The sequence below is a fragment of the Neorhizobium sp. NPDC001467 genome (assembly GCF_050275975.1).
Classification (GTDB): domain Bacteria; phylum Pseudomonadota; class Alphaproteobacteria; order Rhizobiales; family Rhizobiaceae; genus Neorhizobium.
Genome location: NZ_JBNNPS010000006.1, coordinates 127,178 through 149,958 on the forward strand (window position 1 = coordinate 127,178; position 22,781 = coordinate 149,958).

At 61.2% G+C, this 22,781-nt stretch carries 24 protein-coding genes; 7 read left to right on the forward strand and 17 right to left on the reverse strand.

Annotated features, from left to right (window positions below):
- Position 1: 1 nt before the first annotated feature.
- Both ACQKKX_RS14065 and ACQKKX_RS14070 read right to left on the reverse strand, forming a co-directional pair.
- Positions 2-352 (reverse strand): MarR family transcriptional regulator, encoded by a 351-nt coding sequence (locus ACQKKX_RS14065; RefSeq protein ID WP_427571603.1) that lies wholly within the window; start codon positions 350-352, stop codon positions 2-4.
- Positions 353-449: 97 nt separating this feature from the next.
- The gene (locus ACQKKX_RS14070) at positions 450-1,838 is read right to left on the reverse strand and encodes a leucyl aminopeptidase family protein (RefSeq protein WP_427571384.1); all 1,389 of its coding nucleotides are present in this window, start codon (positions 1,836-1,838) and stop codon (positions 450-452) included.
- A gap of 124 nt (positions 1,839-1,962) precedes the next feature.
- Between ACQKKX_RS14070 and ACQKKX_RS14075 the strand changes: the two genes are divergently transcribed.
- Positions 1,963-2,802 carry a tetratricopeptide repeat protein gene (locus tag ACQKKX_RS14075; protein WP_427571386.1) on the forward strand — a complete coding sequence of 280 codons (840 nt, stop codon included), beginning with the start codon at positions 1,963-1,965 and terminating at the stop codon, positions 2,800-2,802.
- A 99-nt stretch (positions 2,803-2,901) separates the two neighbouring features.
- Here the strand turns inward: ACQKKX_RS14075 and ACQKKX_RS14080 are convergent, their stop codons facing one another.
- The 9 genes from ACQKKX_RS14080 to ACQKKX_RS14120 form a co-directional block, all read right to left on the reverse strand.
- Positions 2,902-3,882: a type II secretion system F family protein gene (locus tag ACQKKX_RS14080; RefSeq protein ID WP_427571388.1), complete on the reverse strand. Its 981-nt coding sequence runs from the start codon at positions 3,880-3,882 to the stop codon at positions 2,902-2,904.
- A gap of 10 nt (positions 3,883-3,892) precedes the next feature.
- Complete coding sequence (locus ACQKKX_RS14085) at positions 3,893-4,906, reverse strand: type II secretion system F family protein (RefSeq protein WP_427571390.1); 1,014 nt, start codon at positions 4,904-4,906, stop codon at positions 3,893-3,895.
- A gap of 1 nt (position 4,907) precedes the next feature.
- Positions 4,908-6,404: a CpaF family protein gene (locus ACQKKX_RS14090; RefSeq protein WP_427571392.1), complete on the reverse strand. Its 1,497-nt coding sequence runs from the start codon at positions 6,402-6,404 to the stop codon at positions 4,908-4,910.
- A gap of 32 nt (positions 6,405-6,436) precedes the next feature.
- Entirely contained in the window at positions 6,437-7,720 is a 1,284-nt protein-coding gene (locus ACQKKX_RS14095) for an AAA family ATPase (RefSeq protein ID WP_427571605.1), read from the reverse strand.
- Positions 7,721-7,754: 34 nt separating this feature from the next.
- Entirely contained in the window at positions 7,755-8,444 is a 690-nt protein-coding gene (locus ACQKKX_RS14100) for a CpaD family pilus assembly protein (RefSeq protein ID WP_427571394.1), read from the reverse strand.
- A gap of 59 nt (positions 8,445-8,503) precedes the next feature.
- Entirely contained in the window at positions 8,504-9,904 is a 1,401-nt protein-coding gene (locus tag ACQKKX_RS14105; RefSeq protein ID WP_427571606.1) for a type II and III secretion system protein family protein, read from the reverse strand.
- Between the two features lie 71 nt (positions 9,905-9,975).
- Positions 9,976-10,764 (reverse strand): Flp pilus assembly protein CpaB, encoded by a 789-nt coding sequence (cpaB, locus tag ACQKKX_RS14110; RefSeq protein ID WP_427571395.1) that lies wholly within the window; start codon positions 10,762-10,764, stop codon positions 9,976-9,978.
- A gap of 118 nt (positions 10,765-10,882) precedes the next feature.
- Positions 10,883-11,395 (reverse strand): A24 family peptidase, encoded by a 513-nt coding sequence (locus tag ACQKKX_RS14115; protein WP_427571397.1) that lies wholly within the window; start codon positions 11,393-11,395, stop codon positions 10,883-10,885.
- Positions 11,396-11,511: 116 nt separating this feature from the next.
- The gene (locus tag ACQKKX_RS14120) at positions 11,512-11,688 is read right to left on the reverse strand and encodes a Flp family type IVb pilin (protein ID WP_427571399.1); all 177 of its coding nucleotides are present in this window, start codon (positions 11,686-11,688) and stop codon (positions 11,512-11,514) included.
- 445 nt (positions 11,689-12,133) lie between these two features.
- Between ACQKKX_RS14120 and ACQKKX_RS14125 the strand changes: the two genes are divergently transcribed.
- The 6 genes from ACQKKX_RS14125 to upp all read left to right on the forward strand — a co-directional run bounded on the left by ACQKKX_RS14125 (position 12,134) and on the right by upp (position 17,040).
- The gene (locus tag ACQKKX_RS14125) at positions 12,134-12,508 is read left to right on the forward strand and encodes a pilus assembly protein N-terminal domain-containing protein (RefSeq protein ID WP_427571607.1); all 375 of its coding nucleotides are present in this window, start codon (positions 12,134-12,136) and stop codon (positions 12,506-12,508) included.
- Positions 12,509-12,723: 215 nt separating this feature from the next.
- Entirely contained in the window at positions 12,724-13,350 is a 627-nt protein-coding gene (locus ACQKKX_RS14130) for a TadE/TadG family type IV pilus assembly protein (protein ID WP_427571608.1), read from the forward strand.
- A complete protein-coding gene (locus ACQKKX_RS14135) occupies positions 13,347-13,994 on the forward strand; it encodes a TadE/TadG family type IV pilus assembly protein (RefSeq protein ID WP_427571400.1) in 648 nt (215 codons plus the stop codon). Before ACQKKX_RS14130 ends, ACQKKX_RS14135 begins: the two co-directional genes overlap by 4 nt.
- A gap of 107 nt (positions 13,995-14,101) precedes the next feature.
- The gene (locus tag ACQKKX_RS14140) at positions 14,102-15,322 is read left to right on the forward strand and encodes a phosphopentomutase (protein ID WP_427571402.1); all 1,221 of its coding nucleotides are present in this window, start codon (positions 14,102-14,104) and stop codon (positions 15,320-15,322) included.
- Entirely contained in the window at positions 15,322-16,344 is a 1,023-nt protein-coding gene (locus tag ACQKKX_RS14145) for an adenosine deaminase (protein WP_427571403.1), read from the forward strand. Before ACQKKX_RS14140 ends, ACQKKX_RS14145 begins: the two co-directional genes overlap by 1 nt.
- Positions 16,345-16,410: 66 nt before the next feature.
- Positions 16,411-17,040, forward strand: coding sequence for a uracil phosphoribosyltransferase (gene upp / locus ACQKKX_RS14150; protein ID WP_427571405.1), 630 nt, complete (start codon positions 16,411-16,413; stop codon positions 17,038-17,040).
- Positions 17,041-17,188: 148 nt separating this feature from the next.
- Here upp and deoA read toward each other — a convergent pair whose 3' ends face one another.
- The 6 genes from deoA to ACQKKX_RS14180 form a co-directional block, all read right to left on the reverse strand.
- Entirely contained in the window at positions 17,189-18,496 is a 1,308-nt protein-coding gene (deoA, locus tag ACQKKX_RS14155; protein WP_427571407.1) for a thymidine phosphorylase, read from the reverse strand.
- Positions 18,497-18,502: 6 nt separating this feature from the next.
- Positions 18,503-19,273 (reverse strand): deoxyribose-phosphate aldolase, encoded by a 771-nt coding sequence (deoC, locus tag ACQKKX_RS14160; protein WP_427571408.1) that lies wholly within the window; start codon positions 19,271-19,273, stop codon positions 18,503-18,505.
- Positions 19,274-19,457: 184 nt separating this feature from the next.
- Positions 19,458-20,273 carry a purine-nucleoside phosphorylase gene (locus ACQKKX_RS14165; protein ID WP_427571410.1) on the reverse strand — a complete coding sequence of 272 codons (816 nt, stop codon included), beginning with the start codon at positions 20,271-20,273 and terminating at the stop codon, positions 19,458-19,460.
- Between the two features lie 11 nt (positions 20,274-20,284).
- A complete protein-coding gene (locus tag ACQKKX_RS14170; protein ID WP_427571411.1) occupies positions 20,285-20,677 on the reverse strand; it encodes a cytidine deaminase in 393 nt (130 codons plus the stop codon).
- Between the two features lies 1 nt (position 20,678).
- The gene (locus ACQKKX_RS14175) at positions 20,679-21,650 is read right to left on the reverse strand and encodes an ABC transporter permease (protein WP_427571413.1); all 972 of its coding nucleotides are present in this window, start codon (positions 21,648-21,650) and stop codon (positions 20,679-20,681) included.
- A 5-nt stretch (positions 21,651-21,655) separates the two neighbouring features.
- The gene (locus tag ACQKKX_RS14180; protein ID WP_427571415.1) at positions 21,656-22,774 is read right to left on the reverse strand and encodes an ABC transporter permease; all 1,119 of its coding nucleotides are present in this window, start codon (positions 22,772-22,774) and stop codon (positions 21,656-21,658) included.
- Positions 22,775-22,781 lie beyond the last annotated feature (7 nt).

Sequence of the window (22,781 nt, forward strand, 5' to 3'; positions counted from 1 at the left end):
CTCAGAAAGTGAGCTTGCGGCCCTCATCGATGACGAGGTCGCCGAATTTTTCCAGATAGAGCGCACCTGCCAGTGTGCGCTTGATGACGACATTGCGGCGATCTCTGTCATCGCGGGTTCGATCGATCAGCGCCATCGCACCCATCGTATCGAGTGCGCGGGTAATGACCGGCTTGGTCACACCGAGCGTCGCCGCCAATCCACGCACCGTATGCGGCGGCGGCACCAGATAGACATGCAGAAGAATGGACATCTGCCGGATTGTCAGGTCGGGACCTTCGCGGCGGACCTGTTCGATCGTTACCTTCTGCCACAGACCCAGTGCCTCGCTGGCCGTCATTTCCACCGGCATGTCTACTCCGAACGTCACTTTACCGCCAGTTACGGTGCCGGTGCAAACGGGCGCAAGATCGCACCCGTCCGCCGTTTTTTCAAACCGGATGAGACGGTCAAATGATGGCGCGTATATGGCGGTACAGTGCACGAATGGTCTGCGCTTCACCGCCGATCGGCGCATGCGGGCGCTCCGTCGGGCACCAGCCATAGATATCGAGATGGACCCAGCGCGCCGTCTGCGAGACGAAGCGCTTGAGGAACAGCGCGGCGGTGATCGATCCCGCCATGCCGCCGCCTGGCGCATTGGTGATGTCGGCGCCACGCGAACGGATATCCTTCTCGTAGCCCTTGAAGAGCGGCAGGCGCCACATCGGGTCGTCGGCCGCGACGCTGGCCGCATGAAGGTCGCGCGCCAGCGTCTCGTCATCGGTGAAGAAGGGCGGCACATCGGCGCCAAGCGCCACGCGGGCTGCACCCGTCAGCGTCGCCATGTCGATCATCAGATCGGGCGTCTCCTCATCGGCGTGAGCGAGTGCATCGGCCAGGACCAGACGACCCTCGGCATCCGTATTGTCGATCTGAACGGTGATGCCCTTGCGGCTGCGATAGATGTCACCGGGACGGAAGGCGTTGGCCGAGATCGAATTTTCCACCGCCGGCACCAGTACCCGCAACTCGACGTCGAGCGCCGCATCCATGATCATCAGCGCCAGCCCCAGCACGTTGGCGGCGCCCCCCATGTCCTTTTTCATAAGCAGCATGGAGGCGGCCGGCTTGATGTCGAGACCGCCGGTATCGAAGCATACCCCCTTGCCGACAAGCGTGATCTTCTTTGCACCCTTGCGGCCCCAGCGCATGTCAAGAAGCCGCGGCGCCTGAGCGCTCGCCCGACCTACCGTGTGGATCAGCGGAAAATTCCGGACAATAAGATCGTCGCCGACGATCGATGAAACCGCAGCGCCATAATGCGCGCCAAGCGCGCGAAAGGCGGCTTCAAGATCTTCGGGGCCCATGTCATTGGTCGGTGTGTTGATGAGATCGCGGGCAAGATAGACGGCGGCGAGCTGGCGGCCGAGATCGTCGGCGTCGATCCCGTCGCCGAGCGCAAGCCGCACGTCCTGCGACCGGTCCTTACGGTAACGATTGAAAGTATAGGCGCCGAGGCCAAAACCGAGCGCAAGCTTTTCGGCATCGAGCGCACTCGACTGGAAATGCCAGTCGCCAGCCGGCAGGCTGCGAGCCAGCTTGCCGGTGCTGAAAGGCGCGTCGGCCGGTTCGCTTCCAAGCCCGAAAATTGCGCATTGGAGCTCCCCGGATGTGCCGGGTACCAGCAGCAGCTCACCCGGCTCACCCCTGAAGCCGGTCGCCGCCGCCCATTCCCTTGCCCCTGACGGCAGGGAGCCGGCCTCAATCTCGCCGGGCGTTACCGCGTGGACGGGGCGGGAGGCAGACGATTGGCGGGTGAACGGCGAGGAACGTTCGATCAACTGGTAGGGGGACATGACGGCCTTCATCAATGAATTAACGGTCTGTTAGGGTTAACAGACTATTGCTTGCGAGAAGATTGCGCCACCCGTGTCCGACCACATAGGGCATCGTGACGCCGGTTCGTCGAAAGATAACGTCATGCCCGCTCGCACAGCTCACACCAACCACCTGGCCCGCACCGCCGCACTTCTGCTCGTGACGCTGGCCCTTGCCGGCTGCAACAGCAGCAGCCGCAATGCCGACCGGCTGACGACCGGCTCGATCTCGAGCCAGAGCACGGCCAGGACCGAAACCTTTGACGGCATGAATGCGGCGCAGTTGGCGAGCACCGAGCAACGGATCGGGGCGGCCTATGAGAAGAACCCTAAGGATCGCAATACCGGCCTGAACTATGCCAACATCCTGCGCATGACCGGCAAGAACACCCAGTCGCTGGCAGTCATGCAACAGGTTGTCATTGCCCATCCCTCCGACCGCGATGTGTTGGCAGCCTATGGCAAGGCCCAGGCTGCGGCCGGCCAGCTGGAACAGGCGCTCGACACACTTGCAAGGGCCCAGACGCCGGATCGCCCCGACTGGCGGCTTTATTCCGCCGAGGGTGCGGTCCTCGATCAGCTGGGTCGGTCGGACGAAGCCCGCGCAAAATATCGCCAGGCGCTTGGCACCCAGCCGAACGAGCCCAGCGTGGTTTCCAACATGGGCATGTCCTACGTCTTGTCCGGCGACCTGAAGACGGCAGAAAACTATCTGCGAACTGCCTCGGACCGGCCGACCGCAGACAGCCGCGTGCGGCAGAACCTGGCCCTGGTCGTCGGGTTGCAGGGCCGGTTCTCCGAGGCTGAGGACATTGCCCGCAAGGAACTTTCGCAGAGCCAGGCCGATGCCAATGTCGCCTATCTGCGCACCATGCTTTCCCAGCAAAATTCCTGGGCCAAGCTGGCCGACAAGGACGGTAAGCCAAAACTGCGGACAAACTGATCGTCCCTCCCCCGCCTTCCACGAAATTGGAACGCCGGCTCCGTCGTGACGGGCCGGCGTTTTCGTTTCCCCGGAACGGCCGGGTGCGTGGCAAAGGGATCAGAAGCGGTCGGAGACCTGGATGATGGCGGGTCCGAGGATGACGGCGATCAGCACTGGCAGGAAGAACAGGATCATCGGCACGGTCAGCTTGGGCGGCAGCGCGGATGCCTTCTTTTCAGCAGCGTTCATGCGTTCGTCGCGGCCCTCCTGGGCCAGAACCCGCAGCGCCTGGGAAAGCGGCGTTCCGTAGCGCTCGGCCTGGATCAACGCGGTGGTGACCGCCTTGACGATATCGAGCTGGGTGCGGATGCCCAGGTTTTCGAGCGCGACCCGACGATCCGGCAGGAAGGAGAGTTCGGCCGTGGTCAGCACCATTTCCTCCGCCAGTTCCGGCGACTGGCTGGCCATTTCCTCGGCAACGCGGCGCATGGCCGCCTCGATGGATGTGCCCGACTCCACGCAGATCAGCATCAGATCGAGCGCATCCGGCCAGGCGCGCTTGATGGAGGCCTGGCGTTTGCCCACCCTGTTGCTGACATAGATATTGGGCGCATAGAAGCCGATATAGCCGACGACGATCGCCGCCAGCATGCGAATTGCGAAAGAGTAGTCCGACAGATTGCCGAGCACGAAGATGTAGACGCAGGCGAGCGCCAGGAACAGAAAAGGCAACAGAAAGCGCGCAAGCAGAAACATGTTGAGCGAATTCTGCGAACGCAGGCCCGCGGCACGCAGGCGGTTGACGGTATTGTCATCGACCAGCGCCTTGCGCAGGTTGAACCGCTCGACGATCTGACGCACCGGCTGGTTGTTCTGAGCGCGCAGGCTGCCGCGCGACTGCTCGTTCGCCATCCGTGAGCGTTCGCGGGCGCGGATCAGTTCCCGCTCCGTCGATACAGCCTTCATGCGCTTGTTCAGATTGTCGCCTTCAAGATAAGGCGCCGCCAGCGAATAAAAGGTCGCAAAGACCGCCACCGCCACGAGAAGCGCGATCAGCATGGTCGGATCGGTGAGGGTGGATGCAAATTGCGATGACATGAACCGCCCCTCAGATATCGAAATTGATCATATTGCGCATGACAAGAATGCCCATCGACATCCAGATGCCGGAACCGAGCATGATGAGATGGCCGCGCGGGTCGGTGAACAGGATCGACATGTATTGCGGCGAGGTGATCGACACGAGCGTCGCGACGATGAACGGAAGCGCGCCGATGATGACCGCAGAAGCCTTGGCTTCCATCGACAGAGCGCTGACCTTGGCCTTCATTTTGCGGCGTTCACGCAGCACCTTGGAAAGATTGCCGATCGCTTCGGAAAGATTGCCGCCGGCTTGGCTCTGAAGCGCGATGACGATGGCGAAGAAGTTGATCTCGGGCAGGGGCATGGTCTGCATCATGCGGGCACAGGCTTCGGGAATGCTCAGACCGACCTGCTGAGATTCGATGACGCGACGAAACTCGCTCTTGACCGGCTCCTGTCCGTCGCTGGCGATCAGTCGCATCGCGTCGTTGAGGGGCAGACCCGACTTGATGGAACGCACCATGACATCGAGCGCGTTCGGAAACTCTTCGAGAAACTTGTTCTGGCGGCGCTTGACGAGGAAGCCGACAATCCAGCGCGGCAAGCCGGCGCCGGCCACGAAGCCGCCCCCGAGCGCGGCATAGATCGGCAGGCCGAAGACGAAGAGGATCAACGTCATGAACAGGCCGACAGCGGCGCTCATCATGTAGAACTGAGTAAGACTGAGCCCAAGGCCGGATTGCGCGAGCCGGCTCTTGACGCTCTTGTCGCCGGTCTTGCGGAATTGTTCCTGCTGCTTCTTTTCCAGTTCCTTAAGGCTGTCCTGCACGGACTTGCGTCGCTTGGACATTTCCTGGACCCGGTCGCGCGCGGCCTTTACCCGGCCCATGTCGGTTTCGGCCGCCTTGACGCGGTTGAGACGACTTGCGGTCTTCTTTTCGGTTTCGAGACGTCCGAAGAGAACGCCGTATGCGACGGCGCCGGCTGCGATAGCCGCAAGCGCGATGACACCGAGCAGAGTGGGATCCAGACCGAACATATCAAGCCGACTTCTTTTCCATCTCGTCCAGCGCTGCTGCCAGACGACGATCCTCGTTGAAATAGCGGGCGCGATCCCAGAAATGCGGTTTGACGATGCCGGTCGACATGTGGCGACCGATCAGGCGGCCGTTGGCATCCTCGCCCTCGATCTCGTAGCGCATGAGGTCCTGGGTGATGATGACGTCACCTTCCATGCCGATGACTTCGGTAATGTGGGTGATGCGACGCGAACCGTCGCGCAGACGGGCTGCCTGGACGATCACATCGATCGAGCCGGCGATGATCTCGCGCACGGTCTTGGCCGGCAGGGTGAAGCCGCCCATGGCGATCATCGATTCCATACGGCTGAGGCATTCGCGCGGCGTGTTGGCGTGGATCGTGCCCATTGAGCCGTCGTGACCGGTGTTCATGGCCTGCAATAGGTCAAAAACCTCCGGTCCGCGCACCTCACCGACGATGATGCGTTCGGGGCGCATACGCAGGCAGTTCTTGACGAGATCGCGCATGGTGACCTCGCCTTCGCCTTCAATGTTCGGCGGACGGGTTTCGAGACGCACCACATGCGGCTGCTGCAATTGCAGTTCGGCCGTATCCTCGCAGGTAATGACGCGCTCATCGGCATCGATATAGCCGGTGAGGCAGTTCAGAAGCGTGGTCTTGCCCGAACCGGTACCGCCGGAAATGACGACGTTGCAGCGGACGCGGCCGATGATCTGCAGCACGGTCGCGCCTTCCGGGCTGATCGAGCCGAACTTGACCAACTGGTCGAGCTTGAGCTTGTCCTTCTTGAACTTACGAATGGTAAGCGCCGGCCCATCGATGGCGAGCGGCGGCGCAATCACGTTGACACGCGAACCGTCCGGCAGGCGGGCATCGCAGATGGGGGAACTTTCATCTACGCGACGGCCGACCTGGCTGACGATCCGCTGGCAGATCGAAAGGAGCTGCTGATTGTCGCGAAAACGGATATCGGATTCGATCGTCTTGCCGGCGACTTCGATAAAGGTCTGGCCCGACCCGTTGACCATGATGTCGGCGATGTCGTCTCGTGCCAGAAGCGGTTCGAGCGGACCGTAGCCGAGAACGTCGTTGCAGATATCCTCGAGCAGTTCCTCCTGCTCGGAGATCGACATCGCGAAGTTCTTGATCGTGATGATATCGTTGACGATATCGCGGATTTCTTCGCGCGCGCTTTCACCATCGAGCTTGGCCAGCTGCGACAGATCGATCGTGTCGATCAGCGCCGAAAAGACCTGACTCTTGGTATCGTAATAACCCTCGGTGCGGGAAGGACGCTTGCGTGCGGCCGGGGCCGGCGGCGGCGGAGCAACCGGTTGGCGCGTCACCGTCTTGACCGGCGTTTCAGCCAGAACTTCCGGAGCGGCGGAGCGCACCGTCGTCGGTTCCGCCTGAGTGCCGGCAGCGGGTGCCGGCATTACGGGCGGCGGGCTCATGCCAGCCTTGCCAAAGCCTTCGTTTCCGCGTTTTCCAAACATTCTACGATCCAGTCATGACGACGTGTTACAGATCAGCCGCGACGCAGACGGCCGAGCACATTTCCAAGACCGCCCTTCTTGGCGCGCTTGACAGCCGCCCGCCCGGTGACGATGTGCGAAATCTGCGAGAAGGTTTCCGCCGCCGCCGACTTCGGGTCGACCTCGGCGATCATGCGACCGCTATTGGCAGCATTGCCGAAAAGCTGGGCATCGAACGGAAGGATGGCGATCGGTTGCACTTCCAGCGGCTCGACAAAATCCGCAGGCGCGATTTCCGGGCGCTTGACCATGCCGACCTGGTTGAGGACCAGATGCGGCGGACGATCGTTCGGCCGCAGCTTCCGCAGGGCGTCCAGCATGTTTTTGGTATTGCGAAGGTTGGCGAGATCCGGCACCGCGGTAATGACGACCTCGTCGACTTCCGCGAGAACCGAGCGCGTCCATTCCGACCACGAATGCGGCACGTCGAGCACGGCAACCGGCGCCGTGCGCTGCAGGACTTCCATGACCGGCCTGAAGGCACCACCATCGAAATCGTAGGCGCGGTCGAGCAGCGAAGGCGCCGACAGAAGCGAAAGATGCTGCGAGCATTTGGTCAACAGGCGATCGAGAAAGACCTCATCAAGGCGCTCAGGCGCGAAGACCGCTTCGGCGATGCCCTGCGCCGGGTCCTGGTCGAAATCGATATTCGCGGTGCCATAGGCCAGGTCGAGGTCGGCCAGAATGGTTTCGGTCGAAAACAGCGACGAAATGCCGAAGGCGCAATTGTGGGCGATGGTCGAGGACCCGGTGCCGCCTTTGGCGCCGATGAAGGCGATCGACTTGCCGAGCGGTTCCGCTTCCGGATCGACGAAGATGGCCGACACGGCACCCAGCAGATCGCCCATCGATACAGGCGCCACCATGTATTCGGAAATGCCGTTGCGGATCAGCTCCCTGTAAAGCCCAATGTCGTTGTAGCGGCCGATCAGAATCACCCGGGTCGAGGGATCGCAGACCTGGGCGAGCGGATGCAGTTCGGCCAGAAGGTTGCGCGGTTCCGCCTGGGTTTCCAGAATGATCAGGTTGGGGGTCGGCGCCTGCGAGAACATCTGCGCGGCCGCTTCGACGCCCCCGCTTGTGATGCGCAGGTTCACCTTTGCCATGCGTCGGTCATTGGCCAGCCGCTCCATGACGCGGTGCAGACCATCGCTTTCGCAAAAGACATGTACGGAAATGCGCGGCAGCGGCCGCGTGTTCTCTAATTCAGACTCACGCGCGACGTCGTCCTCCGCCGGGGAAGATCCAGAATTGACGCGATATTCCACGGACCCGATCATTGTTTGCTCTCCCTCGTGACGATCGTCATGATCAATCGTCCATGTCTTTCAGTTCGGTATAGGCGCCGCGGTAACGTTCCATCACCTTGCCCCGCTGTTCGGCATCCGGCGGCGTCATGCGACGCGGACCGAGAAGGTCGTGCGGATTGGCGATCTGAGCGGCGAGGTTACGCTGGCTGGCGCAGCCGAAATTGTAATAGTTGTCGTTCTGTGTGGTGTTGAGCGTCATGTCGGCTGGCCATTCGCCGCAGGCGCTGGTCTGGGCAGTGACCGCGTTGAAGGTCAGGCGCAGCGGCGCGGGATCGCTGGAGCTGGCCGCGAAATGCGAATGCAGGATCCTGTTCTTCGGCACGCCCAGGCGCACCATCAGGCGGCGGACGTCGCTCGCCGCCGCAGCTGCCGCACCATCATTGATCGAGCCCTTCGGTGTCAGGATCTGGATGATGCCCGTCGATGCGCGGCGATATTCGTCGACAAAACCAGCAATGACTTCGCTCTGCCCGCGCGTCAGTCCCTGATCACCCATAGCGACGGGAATATCGATAGACTTCTGCCCTTCTGCGACCACGATCGGGTGGCGGGTGCGATAATCATCGGGAACGGAGCCGGTGACGACACGATCGGCACAGCCCGAGACGAGCACCGCCATGCCGAGAACAGTTGCGATGGCAGGAAGACGGCGCGCGGTGGCTGCGGGTGCGGATGTTCTGGCCTTGGTCATGGGTCGGCGTCTTTCCTGTGCGCTGCCTGCCGGGAGGATGGGGGTGAAGAGAGGTGCCGTCATTTGTAGATGAACCCGACATTGCCATGATAAGGTTCGCTCGGCGGCGCGCTCTCGCGCCGGCCATAGATCTTGTTCACGTGGCCGAGAAACACGCTTGCCGCGTCGCTTGCCGGATTGAAATTGTCATCCGGACGCGAAAGATCGTTGCGCGCGACCGGGCGCACGAGATAGGGCGTCGCGATGATGACCAGTTCCGTCTCGGTGCGCTCCAGGCGTTTGTTGCGGAAGGCCGCACCCAGAACCGGTATCTTGGAAGCACCCGGGGTGCCGTTCATGGTCTGCTGCACATCATCACGGATAAGGCCGGCAAGCGCGATGGAGCCGCCGGAGGGCAGTTCCAGCACGGTTTCAGCGCGGCGCTTGCGATATTCCGCACCGTTCGTGGTCGCAATCGGCTCCGAAACCGTTGTCTGGATGCGCAGGCTGATGCGCCCGGAGGACAGGACCGTCGGGGTAAAGCCGAGACCGATACCATATTCGTAAGGCGTTACAGTGGTCACGCCATCCACGCCGGTCGTGGTATAAAGGCGTTCGCCGCCGGAATTGAACGTGGCCGACTGACCCGAAATGGCAGTCAGCGTCGGTTCCGCCAGGGTACGGATGGCATTGGCCTGTTCCAGAGCGCTCAGCACCATCTGGATGCTCAGCTTGCCGATATTACCGCTGACGCCACCGACGATGCCGTCCGCATCGGTCACCGCCTGAAGCACGTTGATACCCGACCCGGATGCCGCGGCATTGCGCCGGAAAATGTTCTCGAAGCCGAGCTGCTTGACCACTTCACGGCGGATTTCGGCAACGGTGATCTTTAGCGTGACCTGATCCTCGCCTTCCACCGAAAGCATGTTCTGGATCTGCGAGACCTGACGGCCTTCCCTCAAGAGGGACGTGCTCTCGCGCGTCGTCGCTTCGCCGCCCTTCAGGAAGATCTGCGCCAGCTGTTCCGCCTTTGCTGAGTCCTGCGGCGTCCTGACATTGCCGGTCAGCACGATGTTGTCCGAGATGATCTCCACCCGAATGTTGGAATCGGGCAGGAATCGGCGCAGGTTCTGTTCGAGACCTGCGATATCGCGTTCGATTTCGAGATCGAGACTGACGACTTCTTCGCCATTGGGGCCAAAAATGAAGATATTCGTCTGGCCTACCTTCTTGCCGAACAGATAGATGCGCCGCGAGGTGCGGGTCACTGCATCGGCAATGCTTGGATCGGCAACCAGAATGTCGTGTGCATCCTTGGGAAGATCGACGACGACCGCCTTGTTGAGACCGACCTTGAGGCGACGACGGACGCCGATGCCGGCCTCGCCAATGCGCACGATGTTTTCCTGCGCGGCCTGAGCGGCCGGCAGCGCAAAGCCGGACATGCCGACGCCGATCGGAAAACCCGTAAAAACCATGGAGAATGACAGGCCCGCGGCTGCGGATGTGCGGAGTCTGTTCTTGAAGCTAACCACCTGAGCGTTCCTGTTCATTGTTGTACCGCCTGCGCGCCGGTGACGATCTGACCTGACTTGATTACCTGCACCTGGCCCTTGTCTCCGCCAGCAAGCAGGTAGTCGGGAACAGTGGTGTCGGGTTCGCGGGCATCGGCAACTGAGCGCAGCGCAAGCGTCAGTCGGCTGGCCATCTGCTGTGCGACGGCAATGACCTTGGCCTGATCCGGCGTCAATTCCAGCGTCGCGGTCGTTCCGACGGCCACCTTGGAGCCGTCTTCGTTTTCCTGGATCTGCTGATCGATGGCCAAAACGCGGATATTGGTAAGAATGTCTTCGGTGCGGAACGTGGCGTCGTCGCCCTTGCGCACCATGATGACATCGACACGATCATTCGGAAGGACGAAGCCACCGGCACCCGTGGCGACCGTTATTTCCGTAGCGACCGCACGTTTGCCCGCCGGAAGAAGCGAAGACATGATGCGACCCGACGCATCGGCGACCTTTTCAGGACGGACCGGCTCGCCTTCGAACAGCGGCAGGCGGACCACGGAGCCGCTGAGTTCGGTGATGGCCTGCGGGCGCTCGCGATCGGTAATCAGTCCCTGAACGACCCCGCTTTCGGGCCACCCTACCCAGCGCAGCGATTCATCATTGAGCCGGCTGCCCACGGGAAGGTTGGCGGCGGAGACCAGGACGTTGACGGTCGGCGCCTGCCGGACGACTTCCTGAACGGTATTACCGCCCATCTGCATGGCCAGGAGGCCGGCCAGGCCGGCCGCGACAACGGCAACTGTAAGAATGATGATACGGGCGGGTTTCATGGCGGCTTCCTGAAGGACTCTGTAAGTCTTCCGGGAGAATGGCTGCCAATGGTGTAATTATGGTTAATGAGGCGCTTACTTTTTGGGTTAACACCGTCTTCATCAAGTAAAGACGAAGTTACCCTGCAGCCCGCATTGCGAGATTGATGACCGGAGCATGTTCATATGTCATGAAACCGGCAATGGCGATGGCAATGCCGTACGGGATCTTGCGCGCCGTGGTCAGCGACTGCGGCAGTGCCAGCCCCATGGCCAGAACCGTGTTGGAATGGGCACGTATCATCAGGATGGCGATGGTCAATACACCACCCAGAAAGGCAGTCGTGACCAGAAAGATTGCCAGGGACTGGCTGAAGCCGAACCAGCATGCAGCAGCGGTCAAAAGCTTGGCATCGCCGCCGCCCATGACATTGGCGGCAAAGAGGGAAAAGCAGACGGCAAAAACGACGAGACCGGCGAGGAAGGCCATGCCGAAATCGTACCAGCCGAGACCCACAAGCGGGGCGAGGACGATAAAGCCGACGACCAGGGCGGCCGGCAACTTGTTGGGGATCGTCATGGTGCACAGATCGCTCACCGCGGCGAGCGCTAAACAGATGGGCATGATCATGATGGCGGCGTAAGCGATCATGAGCCAGCAATCCTCATTGTTAGTCCGCGACGGGCGCGGCACTCGGGTCGTTCCTTACGGAATCAACGAGCCGCCTCTTGCCGAGGCGGCTCGTATGGATCAGCTACCGCCAATGATTAGCGGCCGGCGTTGCTCAGCTTGTTCGACAGGTTGGTGAACTGGTTGTTCAGCGCGCCGCCGAGGGTGGTTGCGCCGGCGATCAGGGCGACGGAAATCAGGGCTGCGATCAGGCCATATTCGATGGCGGTCGCACCAGATTCGTCCTTCATGAAACGAGCAAAAATCTTCGACATTCTTCTCTCCTAAATTCTACGTTGTTCTTCAGCACTACCGACAACTGTTGTCCGCTGTTCGGATGAGCAGAACCTACCGGGAGCCGATTTCAATCCGCTTAACGAAGGCGGTTAGCGAAGGGTAAAAGCCCGAATGCCCAGCCGTTGGTAAACAACGCGGAAATATAAAAGGGAAAAAACCGCATTCCCTGCAGGATGAGTTTGGCCGCACGGAAGTACTTATCCGAGATGGAATTATATTTGGCATATGCCGCAGCATTGATCATGAATATTCAATATCTCGCATATTAATCGCACCTATACTGAAATTTCCTGACCGTCGGCAAGTTAACCGCGCATTCACCATTCACGCGCATGCTTGCGTCAATTCGCACGCGTAAAGGCGGTTTGGAACATGTCGCGCATCAACAACTTCATCCTATCGATTGCCGCCCCGGCACTGGCCATGACTGCGCTGCTGGCGCCGGCCTCTGCTGTTCAGGCGGAGCAAGACGGTGACATGTTGCGCGTCCATATGAATCACGCGCGGGTGCTGAAACTCGACCGGCCGGTGGCAAAGGTGATCATCGGCAACGCTTCCGTCGCCGACGCAACCGTATCCGATCCGACGACCATCGTGTTGACGGGGCGCAGCTACGGCACGACCAACCTTGTGCTTCTCGACAAGGAAGGCAATGCGATCGCCGACGAACGCATTCTCGTCTCTATCGACGAAGGCAATACGGTTCGCGTCTTCCGCCAGACGGAGCGCTCGGTCCTGTCCTGCACCCCCAATTGCGAGCAGCATTCCGACCTCAAGGCTGAAGGCGCCGACAAGTGACGCCTGCACGCTGCAAAGGTTTCACGCCTTGCAGTGTGTCATTATGGTGCTTCTTCTGCTGACCGCTCGTCGTGGCTCAAAGCCACCGCGTGGCAGGGATTTGTTAACACCGAGTCGCGGCGGCACACATCGCTCTAAGTGTCTGTAAACCCGCAACCAAATCTCAACACAACAATCTTACCATCACGCGCATTCCAATGACGTCGCGTATGGATATGTGCACAGATCATTTCGCTGAAAAAGAAGGTCACGTCCGGGTGCGCCCCAGGCTTTCGCTCCTGCGCCGCTTCACCCGCTCGAAGGACGGCGCCGCCGCTGTCGAGTTCGCAATTCTGTCTGTGCCCTACTTCCTCATCGTCTTCGCCATTCTCGAGACATTCATTGCCTTCATAGGCGAACAGGTCGTCTCGAACGCCGTGGAAGTGATGGCGAGAAAGGTGCGCACCGGCGAGGTCAAGTCGACAGCGCCCAACGATCCCGCCTTCAAGACTGCCTTCCGCACCGCCTTCTGCAACGAGATATCGTTCATGATTTCGTGCTCCGCGGCCGAGATCGCCACGCCAACCCGGCTTTTCATCGATCTGCGCTCGTTCAGCACCTATGCCGATATTCCAACCGGCATCCCGCGCCAGTCGTCCGCGCAGAATGCCGATCTCAAGACCACCGATTTCGCCTATTCGCCAGGCGGCGCCAAAAGCATCAACATGCTGCGCGCCTATTATCGCTGGCCGGTGCTGATCGACCTGGTCCGCCCGATGCTCACTAATGTGCGGTCTGCGGATGGCAAGGCGGATTTCCTGATCGTGGCGACCGCGACATTTCAGAACGAGGATTATCCGTGAGCCATATCCATCCCTCGTTTTTCGCCGGCGCGGAAAAGCCGGAGAACCCGCAGCCGGCGCATCGCGGCTTCCTGCTGCGGCTGCGCGCCTATCTGTGCGATCGCCGTGGCATTGGTGGTGTCGAATTCGCGATCATCGCGCCGATCCTGATCGCGGCCTACTTTACCTGTTTCGAACTGACGGTGGGCTTCAGTTTCGGCAAGCGCGCCACCCGCGCCGCCGGAACGGTGGGTGATCTGGTCGCCCAGCAATCCTCCGTGAACAAGGCGTTTCTGGCAACGATGACAAACGCCGCCAAAAGCATTTTCGCGCCCTATGATGTCGACGGCTTGACGACATCGGCCAACAATCCGCTCAACATCAAGATCACCGGCATCCAGATCGATGATGCGGGTGTCGCCAAGACCCTGTGGTCCTGGCAGCGCACCGGCGGCGTGCCTTATGCTGTCAATTCTCTGGTCACGGTACCGAAGGAAATGCGCATCAAGGACACGTTTCTGGTCCGCACGGAACTGACGGCCTCCTATCCGCTCATGCTGTTCCTGCCGACAAATTTTTCCTCCCAGAACCGCGCCATCCCAATGAACCGTGAGATTTTCTACCAGCAGAGAACGGGCGACAAGGTCAGCTGCACCGACTGCTGAAGCACGGATGCACAACCTTTGCCAATCCAGCCGACTGCCTGTATGAAGCAGCGACCCCGCGTCGGAAGGCATCCATCCTCACGGCGCTGAAGCTGCCGGAGGCTCGATTGGCGCGTGCTTTTCTCTTCGTTCTGGACTCGTTTGGTGTCGGTGGCGCCCGTGACGCCGACGTATACGGCGATGAGGGTGCAAACACGCTCGGCCATATCGCGCAATTCTGCGCGGCCGGAGCAGGCGATCGTGCAGGCCTGCGCGAAGGTCCGCTGAAACTACCGAACATGTCGTCGCTTGGCCTGTTGCACATCGCGAAAATGGCGAGCGGAGAATTCCCTCCGGGCATGGCCGTGCCGGAGCGCGTCTTTGGTCTGCATGGCGCTGCAAACGAGGTGTCACGCGGCAAGGATACGCCATCGGGCCACTGGGAAATTGCCGGGGCGCCGGTCATGTTCGATTGGGGCGTCTTTCCAGGCGCAGGCGATGCCTTTCCGCCCCAGCTTGTCGATAGGATCTGCCGGGAAGGAAAACTGCCGGGTATTCTCGGCAACTGCCACGCTTCGGGAACCGACGTTATCCGGACACATGGGCTGGACCATATCCGCACCGGGAAACCGATCTGCTACACGTCCACCGATTCCGTTTTCCAGATTGCCGCGCATGAACAGCATTTCGGCCTCGAGCGCTTGTTGGAACTCGGCGGGATCGTTCGAAAACTTCTCGATCCGCTCAATATCGGCCGGGTGATTGTCCGCCCCTTTGTCGGCGAAACGCCGGCAAGTTTCGAGCGCACCGGCAATCGGCGCGACTTTTCCGTGCCGCCACCGGAAGACACCCTGCTCGACCGGCTGGTCGCCACTGGGCGCTCGGTGCTTGCCGTCGGCAAGATCGGTGACATCTTTGCCCATCGCGGCGTCAGCCGTGTCATTAAGGCCAACGGCAATGCGGCGCTGATGGACCGAACGCTCGACGCCATTGACCAGGCCGCCGACGGGGATCTTGTCTTCACCAACTTCGTCGATTTCGACATGCTTTACGGGCATCGTCGCGATGTTGCCGGCTATGCCGCAGCCCTTGAGGAATTCGACCGCCGGCTACCGGAAGTGCACGCCCGAATGAAACCAGGCGACCTTCTCGTTCTGACCGCCGATCACGGCTGCGACCCGACCTGGCGCGGCACGGACCACACCCGCGAGCGGGTGCCGGTCATGGCGCTCGGTCCCGGCATTCGTGCCCGCGACATCGGCATTCGCCAGTCCTATGCGGATATCAGTGCAACAATCGCCACCCATCTGGGCATTGCGGCAGGTCGATATGGAAGGAGTTTCCTGTGATGGCGCTCGACACGACCGACATGATGAAAGCGGAAATCCATTGCCACATCGAGGGCGCGGCGCCGCCCGAACTGGCGCTGCGACAAGCACGGAAATACGGCATCGACATCAGCAATATCCTGCATGACGGCCGCTACCTCTGGTCGGATTTTTCGCAGTTCATCCTCTGCTATGATGCGGTTGCCTCGCTGTTCCGCACGCAGGCGGATTACGCGCTTCTGACGGAAACCTATCTGAGCGAGCTCGCCGCGGTTCACACGATCTACAGTGAGATCATCGTGTCGCCCGATCACGGCGATCGCATCGGCCTTGGCGCCGACGCCTATATTGCCGGAATCTGCGACGGCATTGCCGCAGAGAGGGAAAAGACCGACATCGAGGCGCGCATCATCATCACCGGCGAGCGCCATTTCGGGGTCGATCGCGTCATCGGCGCTGCCGAATATGCCATGCGCGCGAAAAATCCGCTGGTGACCGGCTTCAACATGGCTGGCGACGAGCGGATAGGCAGGGTTGTCGATTATGCGCGCGCCTTCGACATTGCCCGCGACGCGGGGCTCGGCCTGACCATTCATGCCGGCGAAGTCTGTGGCGCGTTCAGCGTCGCTGATGCACTGGATATCGTCAGGCCGTCCCGGATTGGCCATGGTGTCCGTGCGATCGAGGATGCAACCCTGGTGCAACGATTGGCCGCCGAAGGCATCGTGCTGGAAGTCTGCCCGGGCTCGAACATCGCGCTCGGCGTCTATCCCAATTTTACGGCGCACCCTTTGCGCGACCTGACACAGGCGGGGGTGAGAGTCACGCTAAACGCTGATGACCCGCCTTTCTTTCGGACGTCCCTGGCGCGGGAATACCGCATCGCTGCGGATGATTTCGGATTTGGCCGCGACGAAATCAATGCGATGACCCGCACTGCGCTCGAAGCCGCCTTTGTGGACGAGGACACGCGCGCGCGGCTGCTGGCACGGTTCGACGCCCATGCGCATGGCGGTACGAAAGCGGTTGCAAAAGACGCCTGAACGCTTGGCTTCCGACGCCGTCCATGACAGAAGGGGAAAACACCAACATCCCCGGAAGGCATCCCCATGAACGGCGTCACCGTCATTGACCATCCGCTCGTCCAGCACAAGCTTACCATCATGCGCAAGAAGGAAACCTCGACGGCCGGTTTCCGCCGCCTGCTGCGCGAAATTTCCATGCTCCTGTGTTACGAGGTTACCCGTGATCTCGACCTGACGCTGGAAACGATCGAGACGCCGATCATCGAAATGCAGGCACCGATCGTCGAAGGCAAGAAGCTGGTCTTCGTTTCTATCCTGCGTGCCGGCAACGGTCTTCTGGAAGGCATGCTCGAGCTCGTGCCGTCGGCCCGCGTTTCGCATATCGGTCTTTACCGCGATCACGACACGCTGCAACCCGTCGAATATTACTTCAAGGCGCCCGATGGTCTCGACGAACGGCTGATGATCGTCGTCGATCCGATGCTGGCGACAGGCAATTCGGCGATCGCGGCCATTCAGAAGCTCAAGGAGCGGGGCGCAAAAAATATCCGTTTCCTCTGCCTTCTCGCGGCTCCCGAAGGCATCCGCAATTTCCAGGATGCTCATCCCGACGTGAAGATCTACACGGCATCGGTCGACAGCCACTTGAACGAGAAGGGTTATATCGTGCCCGGTCTCGGCGATGCCGGCGACCGCATGTACGGCACCAAGTAACGGCCTGCTTTCGCGGCCTCGTCAGCGCTTTCGCTCCCGAGGGTACGCGATGGCTCCGTATGCGGCGGGACTGCGCAGGCTAAACGGTTGGCAGACCTCCAAGGCCGCACGCGCCGCAGGGGGCGCTCGGCGACCGATGGCACAGCTCTTAGCCGATGTGTTGCAGGATCACCGGGTTCGTCACCGGCGCATCCGCCGATATGGAAAACAGCGAGGCTATCCTTGCCGCCATCCGGGCGGCCTCGTCACGATCGGCGGCATGCACGATGGCCAGCGGTTGACCTTTTGCTACCCGCGAACCAATCGGCAGAAAACCGCTCAGGCCGACGCTATGGTCGATCGAATCGGAAGCGCGGCGGCGGCCGCCGCCGAGTTCCACGACCGCCATGCCGAGCGCGCGGGTATCGCAGGCGGCAAGATAGCCATCGCTGTCGGCCGGCACGGCAACCGTGACCGGTGCGGCGTCCAGGTATCTTTCAGGTCTCTCCATGAAATCGGAGGGCCCACCCAGTGCATGCACCATGCGGCCGAATATCTCCGCCGCCCTGCCGTTTTCGAGCGCCGCTCTCGCCTGTTCCTCGCCGTCTGCCAGGCGCACGACCGTACCCGCCTGGACCAGCATTTCCGCGACAAGGGCGAGGACGAGGGCCTTCGGCCTTGCGGTTGCCCCGCCGGTCAGGAAATCGACGCAGTCGGCTATTTCGAGCGTATTGCCTGCGGCGGTCGCGAGCGGCTGGTTCATATCGGTGATCAGGGCTGCGGTTTGCAGGCCGGCGCCATTGGCAACCTCCACCAGAGAATGCGCCAGGGTTTGCGCCTCTCCCAGATCGTTCATGAATGCACCATTCCCGACCTTCACGTCCATCACCAGGCTTTGCAGACCCGCCGCCAGTTTCTTGGAGAGAATGGAGGCGGTGATCAGGGGGACGGATTCGACCGTCGCCGTCACGTCGCGAATGGCGTAGAGCTGGCGGTCGGCAGGGGCAAGGTTCGACGTCTGCCCGATGATGGCGCAGCCGATCTCATCCACCGTTCGGCGAAAGAGGGCCTCGTCCGGCATGATCGTGTATCCCGGGATGGCTTCCAGCTTGTCCAGCGTACCGCCGGTATGGCCAAGGCCGCGCCCGGAAATCATCGGAACGGCCAGACCGCAGGCAGCCGCGATCGGGGCCAGCATCAGGGACACGTTGTCGCCGACGCCGCCGGTCGAATGCTTGTCGGCGATCGGTCGATCGAGATGCCGCCAGGAGAGCACCTTACCGCTGTCACGCATGGCAAGCGTGAGCGCGATGACCTCTTCACGCGTCATGCCGCGCAGATAGACGGCCATGGCGAAAGCCGCCACCTGCCCTTCGGAGATGCGGTGTTCGCCCATGGCACGGATGAAGAGCGCAATTTCGTCGGCCGAAAGCACTTCGCCGTCGCGCTTGCGGCGAATGATCTCCTGCGGGATCATCACCGGTCAATAGCCGCCGGAGGCGCGCGCCGATCCATTGCCGGACAAGACCGCCAGAATATCGTCAAGCAGGCCGGACGCGCCGAAGCGGAAGGTGGAGGGCATGATCCAGTTGGCACCCATGATGGTTTCGGCCGCCCGCAGATAAAGATCGGCATCTGCCACCGTGGAAACGCCGCCGGCAGGCTTGAAGCCGACACGTTTCTTCGAATCGCGGATTACCTGCAGCATGATATCCGCCGCCTCCAGCGTGGCATTGACCGCGACCTTGCCGGTCGACGTCTTGATGAAATCGGCGCCGGCGTCGATGGCAAGCTCGGAGGCACGTCGGATCAGCGCGCGCTCCCTCAATTCGCCTGTTTCGATAATGACCTTCAGAACGGCACTCGGGCATGCCGCGCGCACGGCTTCGACCATGGTGGTCAGGGAGGCTTCGTCACCGGCCAGAAAAGCCCGGTAAGGGATGACGAGATCGATCTCGTCGGCACCATCCGCCACCGCCTGCTGCGTTTCCTTCACCACTTCGGCGGCCGGCAGATCGCCTGAGGGGAAATTCACGACGGTGGCGATGCGCACACCATGTCCGTCTCCCAGAACCGAACGGGCATGCGCGACGAACCGGGGCCAGATGCAGATGGCGGCACTGTTGCCAAAGGGCGTCTGCGCGCGCGTGCAGAGGGTCTCGATCGCCGCATCGTCGCAATCATCGCGCAGATTGGTCAGGTCGAGAAGCGAAAGCGCAAACGACGCTGCCTCGCGCGGGCTCATCAGCTCCATGGTCAGTTCCTCCAAAATACGGGCCGCGTCCGAAATCGAAAACGGTGTCGCGCGGCAGGTCAGGTCGATTCCAGACCCTTACCGCGACGGTGCTGCGGTTGTTGTGACGCCCGCTGGGGCGCGAGGGAAATCTGTTGCAACCATATTTACCAACCGGGCGTCAGGTGGCAACCCGGCCGGCTGTTCAGGGCTGGTCCGGCTGGCGAAACATGTCACAGAGGATGGCCGCCAGACGGGCACCGCCCACCGGTGCCATATCCTTGGTTTCCTCATGGCTGAGTTCGGCACCGGTCATGCCGGCCGCGAAATTGGTAACGACCGAGGCGGCAGCGATCTTGAGCCCGAAATAGCGCGCCAAGATGACTTCCGGCACCGTTGACATGCCGACCGCGTCGGCGCCCAGAAGACGCGCCATGCGGATCTCCGCCGGCGTTTCGAAGCTTGGGCCGGAAAACCACATATAGACGCCGGAAAAAAGCGGCACGCTTTGGCGCGCTGCTGCATCCCGCATGGCCGCTGCCAGATCTGCGTCATAGGCATTGGTCAGGCCGACGAAACGGCGGTCGCTCGTCTCGCCGATCAGCGGATTCATGCCGGAATAGTTGATATGGTCGGTGATCTGCATGACCGAGCCGGGCGGCATGTCCTGGCGCACCGAGCCTGCAGAATTGGTAACGATCAACGCCTGCACGCCAAGCCCGGCAAGGATTTCGATGGGTGCGCGCATGGCATCGGCATGGCCGTGCTCATAATAATGCGTGCGGCCGGACAACATGATGACGGGCTCGCGGCCAAGGTAACCGGCCACGAGTTCGCCGGCATGTCCGCTGACGCCGCCCTTGGGAAAACCGGCGAGATCCTCATAGGGGATGCGGATCGCATCGGTCACTTCATTGACGATCGATCCCAGCCCCGAGCCTAGTACGATCGCGTGGCGCGGCATGAGGCCGTTCAGGCGCTCAACGAGAAGATCGATCACGTCATGGAGGTTTTCGGTCATCCCCTGCCCTTTTAACCGATGACGTCGGTCTTGAAGGAGAAAGGCAGAAGTTCCTCCATCGTCATCGTCTTTTGTACGCCCTGCTCGTCGCAGAGATAGACGCGGGTATCGGGATCGGCAAATTCGGCGATCTTCTGACGGCAACCGCCGCAGGGCGGGCAGAGCGCCAGCTTTTGCGCGATCACCGCGATCTCTCTGATCCGGCGGCCGCCGCCCATGACCATGGCCCCGATCGCCGTCGGTTCCGCACACCACCCTTGGGGAAAGGACAGGTTTTCGATATTGGCGCCGACATAGACCTCTCCGTCATCGGCACGGATGGCCGCACCGACGGGAAATTTCGAATAGGGAGCGTAGGCGCGGCCCATCGCTTCGCGGGCGGCTTCGAACAGGTCATGCGCCATATCAACGCTCCTTCACATAAGGGACACCCCCGGCCTTGGGCGGGTGGGCAATGCCGATGAAACCGGCGAGCAGAATACAGGTGAGGACATAGGGCATGACCTGGAAAATCTGTACCGGCACCTCGCCGACCAGCGGCATCGATTTGCCCTGCATGAAGTTTGCAAGTGCATCGAGGAAACCGAACAGAAGGCAGGCGAACATCACCGGAACCGGTTTCCATTTGGCGAAGATCAGTGCCGCCAGCGCCATATAGCCCTTGCCGGCCGACATGTTGTTGATGAAAGCGGCCGATTGCGCAATGGACAGGTAAGCGCCGGCGAAACCGCCGAGAAAGCCAGTGACGATCAAGGCGCGGTAACGCAGCCAGGCCACTGAAATGCCCGCAGTATCGACGGCAGCCGGGTTTTCACCGACAGCGCGCAGACGCAAGCCGAAACGCGTCCGGTAAAGCACCCACCAGGACAGCGGCACGGCGGCAAATGCCAGATAGGTCAGGATGTTGTTGCCGGAAATGACGTTGGCATAAAGGGGCCCGACAATGGGAACCTCACGCATGAAATCCGCGCCGGGGAGAATAATCGGCAGAAAACGGGCGTCACCACTGAGGCCCGGCGTGCGGCCGCCCTGGTTGAACCAGGCCTGCGCGAGCACCACGGTCAGGCCGGCTGCTACAAAATTGAGGGCGACGCCGGACACGATCTGGTTGCCGCGATTGGTGATCGAGGCGAAACCATGGATCATCGAAAACGCGATCGATACGCCGATGCCTCCGACAAGGCCGATCCAGGCATTGCCGCTGACATAGGCGAAACAGGCAGCAGCGAAGGCGGCTGCCAGCATTTTACCCTCGAGGCCGATATCGAACACGCCGGCGCGTTCCGAGAACAAGCCGGCCAGCGCCGTGAAGATCAGCGGAATGGCAAGCCGGATCGTGGATCCGAGGATACTGACGAAAATGTCGAAATAATTCATTGCGGTCAGTTCCCCTTCGACTGCGGACCGGCGAACCGCTGATAGATGCGCACCATGGCCGGGCGCAGCATATGTTCCAGCGCGCCGGCAAACAGGATGACGAGCCCCTGGATCACGACGATCATTTCGCGGGTGATGTTGGGCATTTCGAACGAGAGATCGCCACCACCCTGATAAAGAATGCCGAACAGCAGGGCGGAAAAGATGATGCCGAGCGGATGGCTGCGTCCCATCAGGGATACGGCGATACCGACAAAACCGGCGCCGGCAACGAACTCGACCTGCAAACGTGCGGACGCCCCCATGACCGGATTGAGCGCCATCATGCCGGCAAGCGCGCCGGACAGAAGCATGGCGATGATGACGGTGCGAGCATAGGGAATGCCGGCATAAACGGCAGCAGAAGGAGAAATGCCGAGCGTGCGCATTTCATAGCCCAGCTTGCTGCGCCAGATCAGCAGCCAGACCAGCAAGCACATGAGCAAGGCGATCAGGAAGGAAACGTTGAGCGGCGCCGGACCGAGCTTGGCTCCGAAGGTGGCGATCAACCAATCCAGCTTGGGAAGCTGACCACCGGCCAGAAACGTCCGGGTTTCAGATGCCATCTTGCCCTGAACGATGAACACGTTGGACAGGAGATAGACCATCAAGCCGGCAGCGATGAAATTGAACATGATGGTCGTGATGACCACGTGGCTGCCGCGCTTGGCCTGAAGCCAGGCTGGAATGAAGGCCCAGGCGGCACCGAACAAGGCCGCGCCGATCACCGCGAAGGGCATGGTGACATACCACGGTACGTAGCGATCAAGCGCCAGCGCCACCAGGGCCGCACCAAGACCGCCGATATAGGCCTGGCCTTCTGAGCCGATATTGAACAGGCCGGCGTGAAAGGCAACGGCGACCGACAGACCGGTGAAGATGAAGCTCGTGGTATAGAACAGGGTAAAGCCGATGGCTTCACCACGGCCGAGCGCGCCCTCGATCAGCAGGCGCAGCGCCTCAAACGGATTTTCGCCGATCGACCAGACGACAAGGCCGGACACGAAAAACGCCAGCAGAAGGTTGAGCACCGGCAAAATGCCATAGGTGATCCAATTGGGCAGTGACACGGACGCTGTACTCATGGTTTCC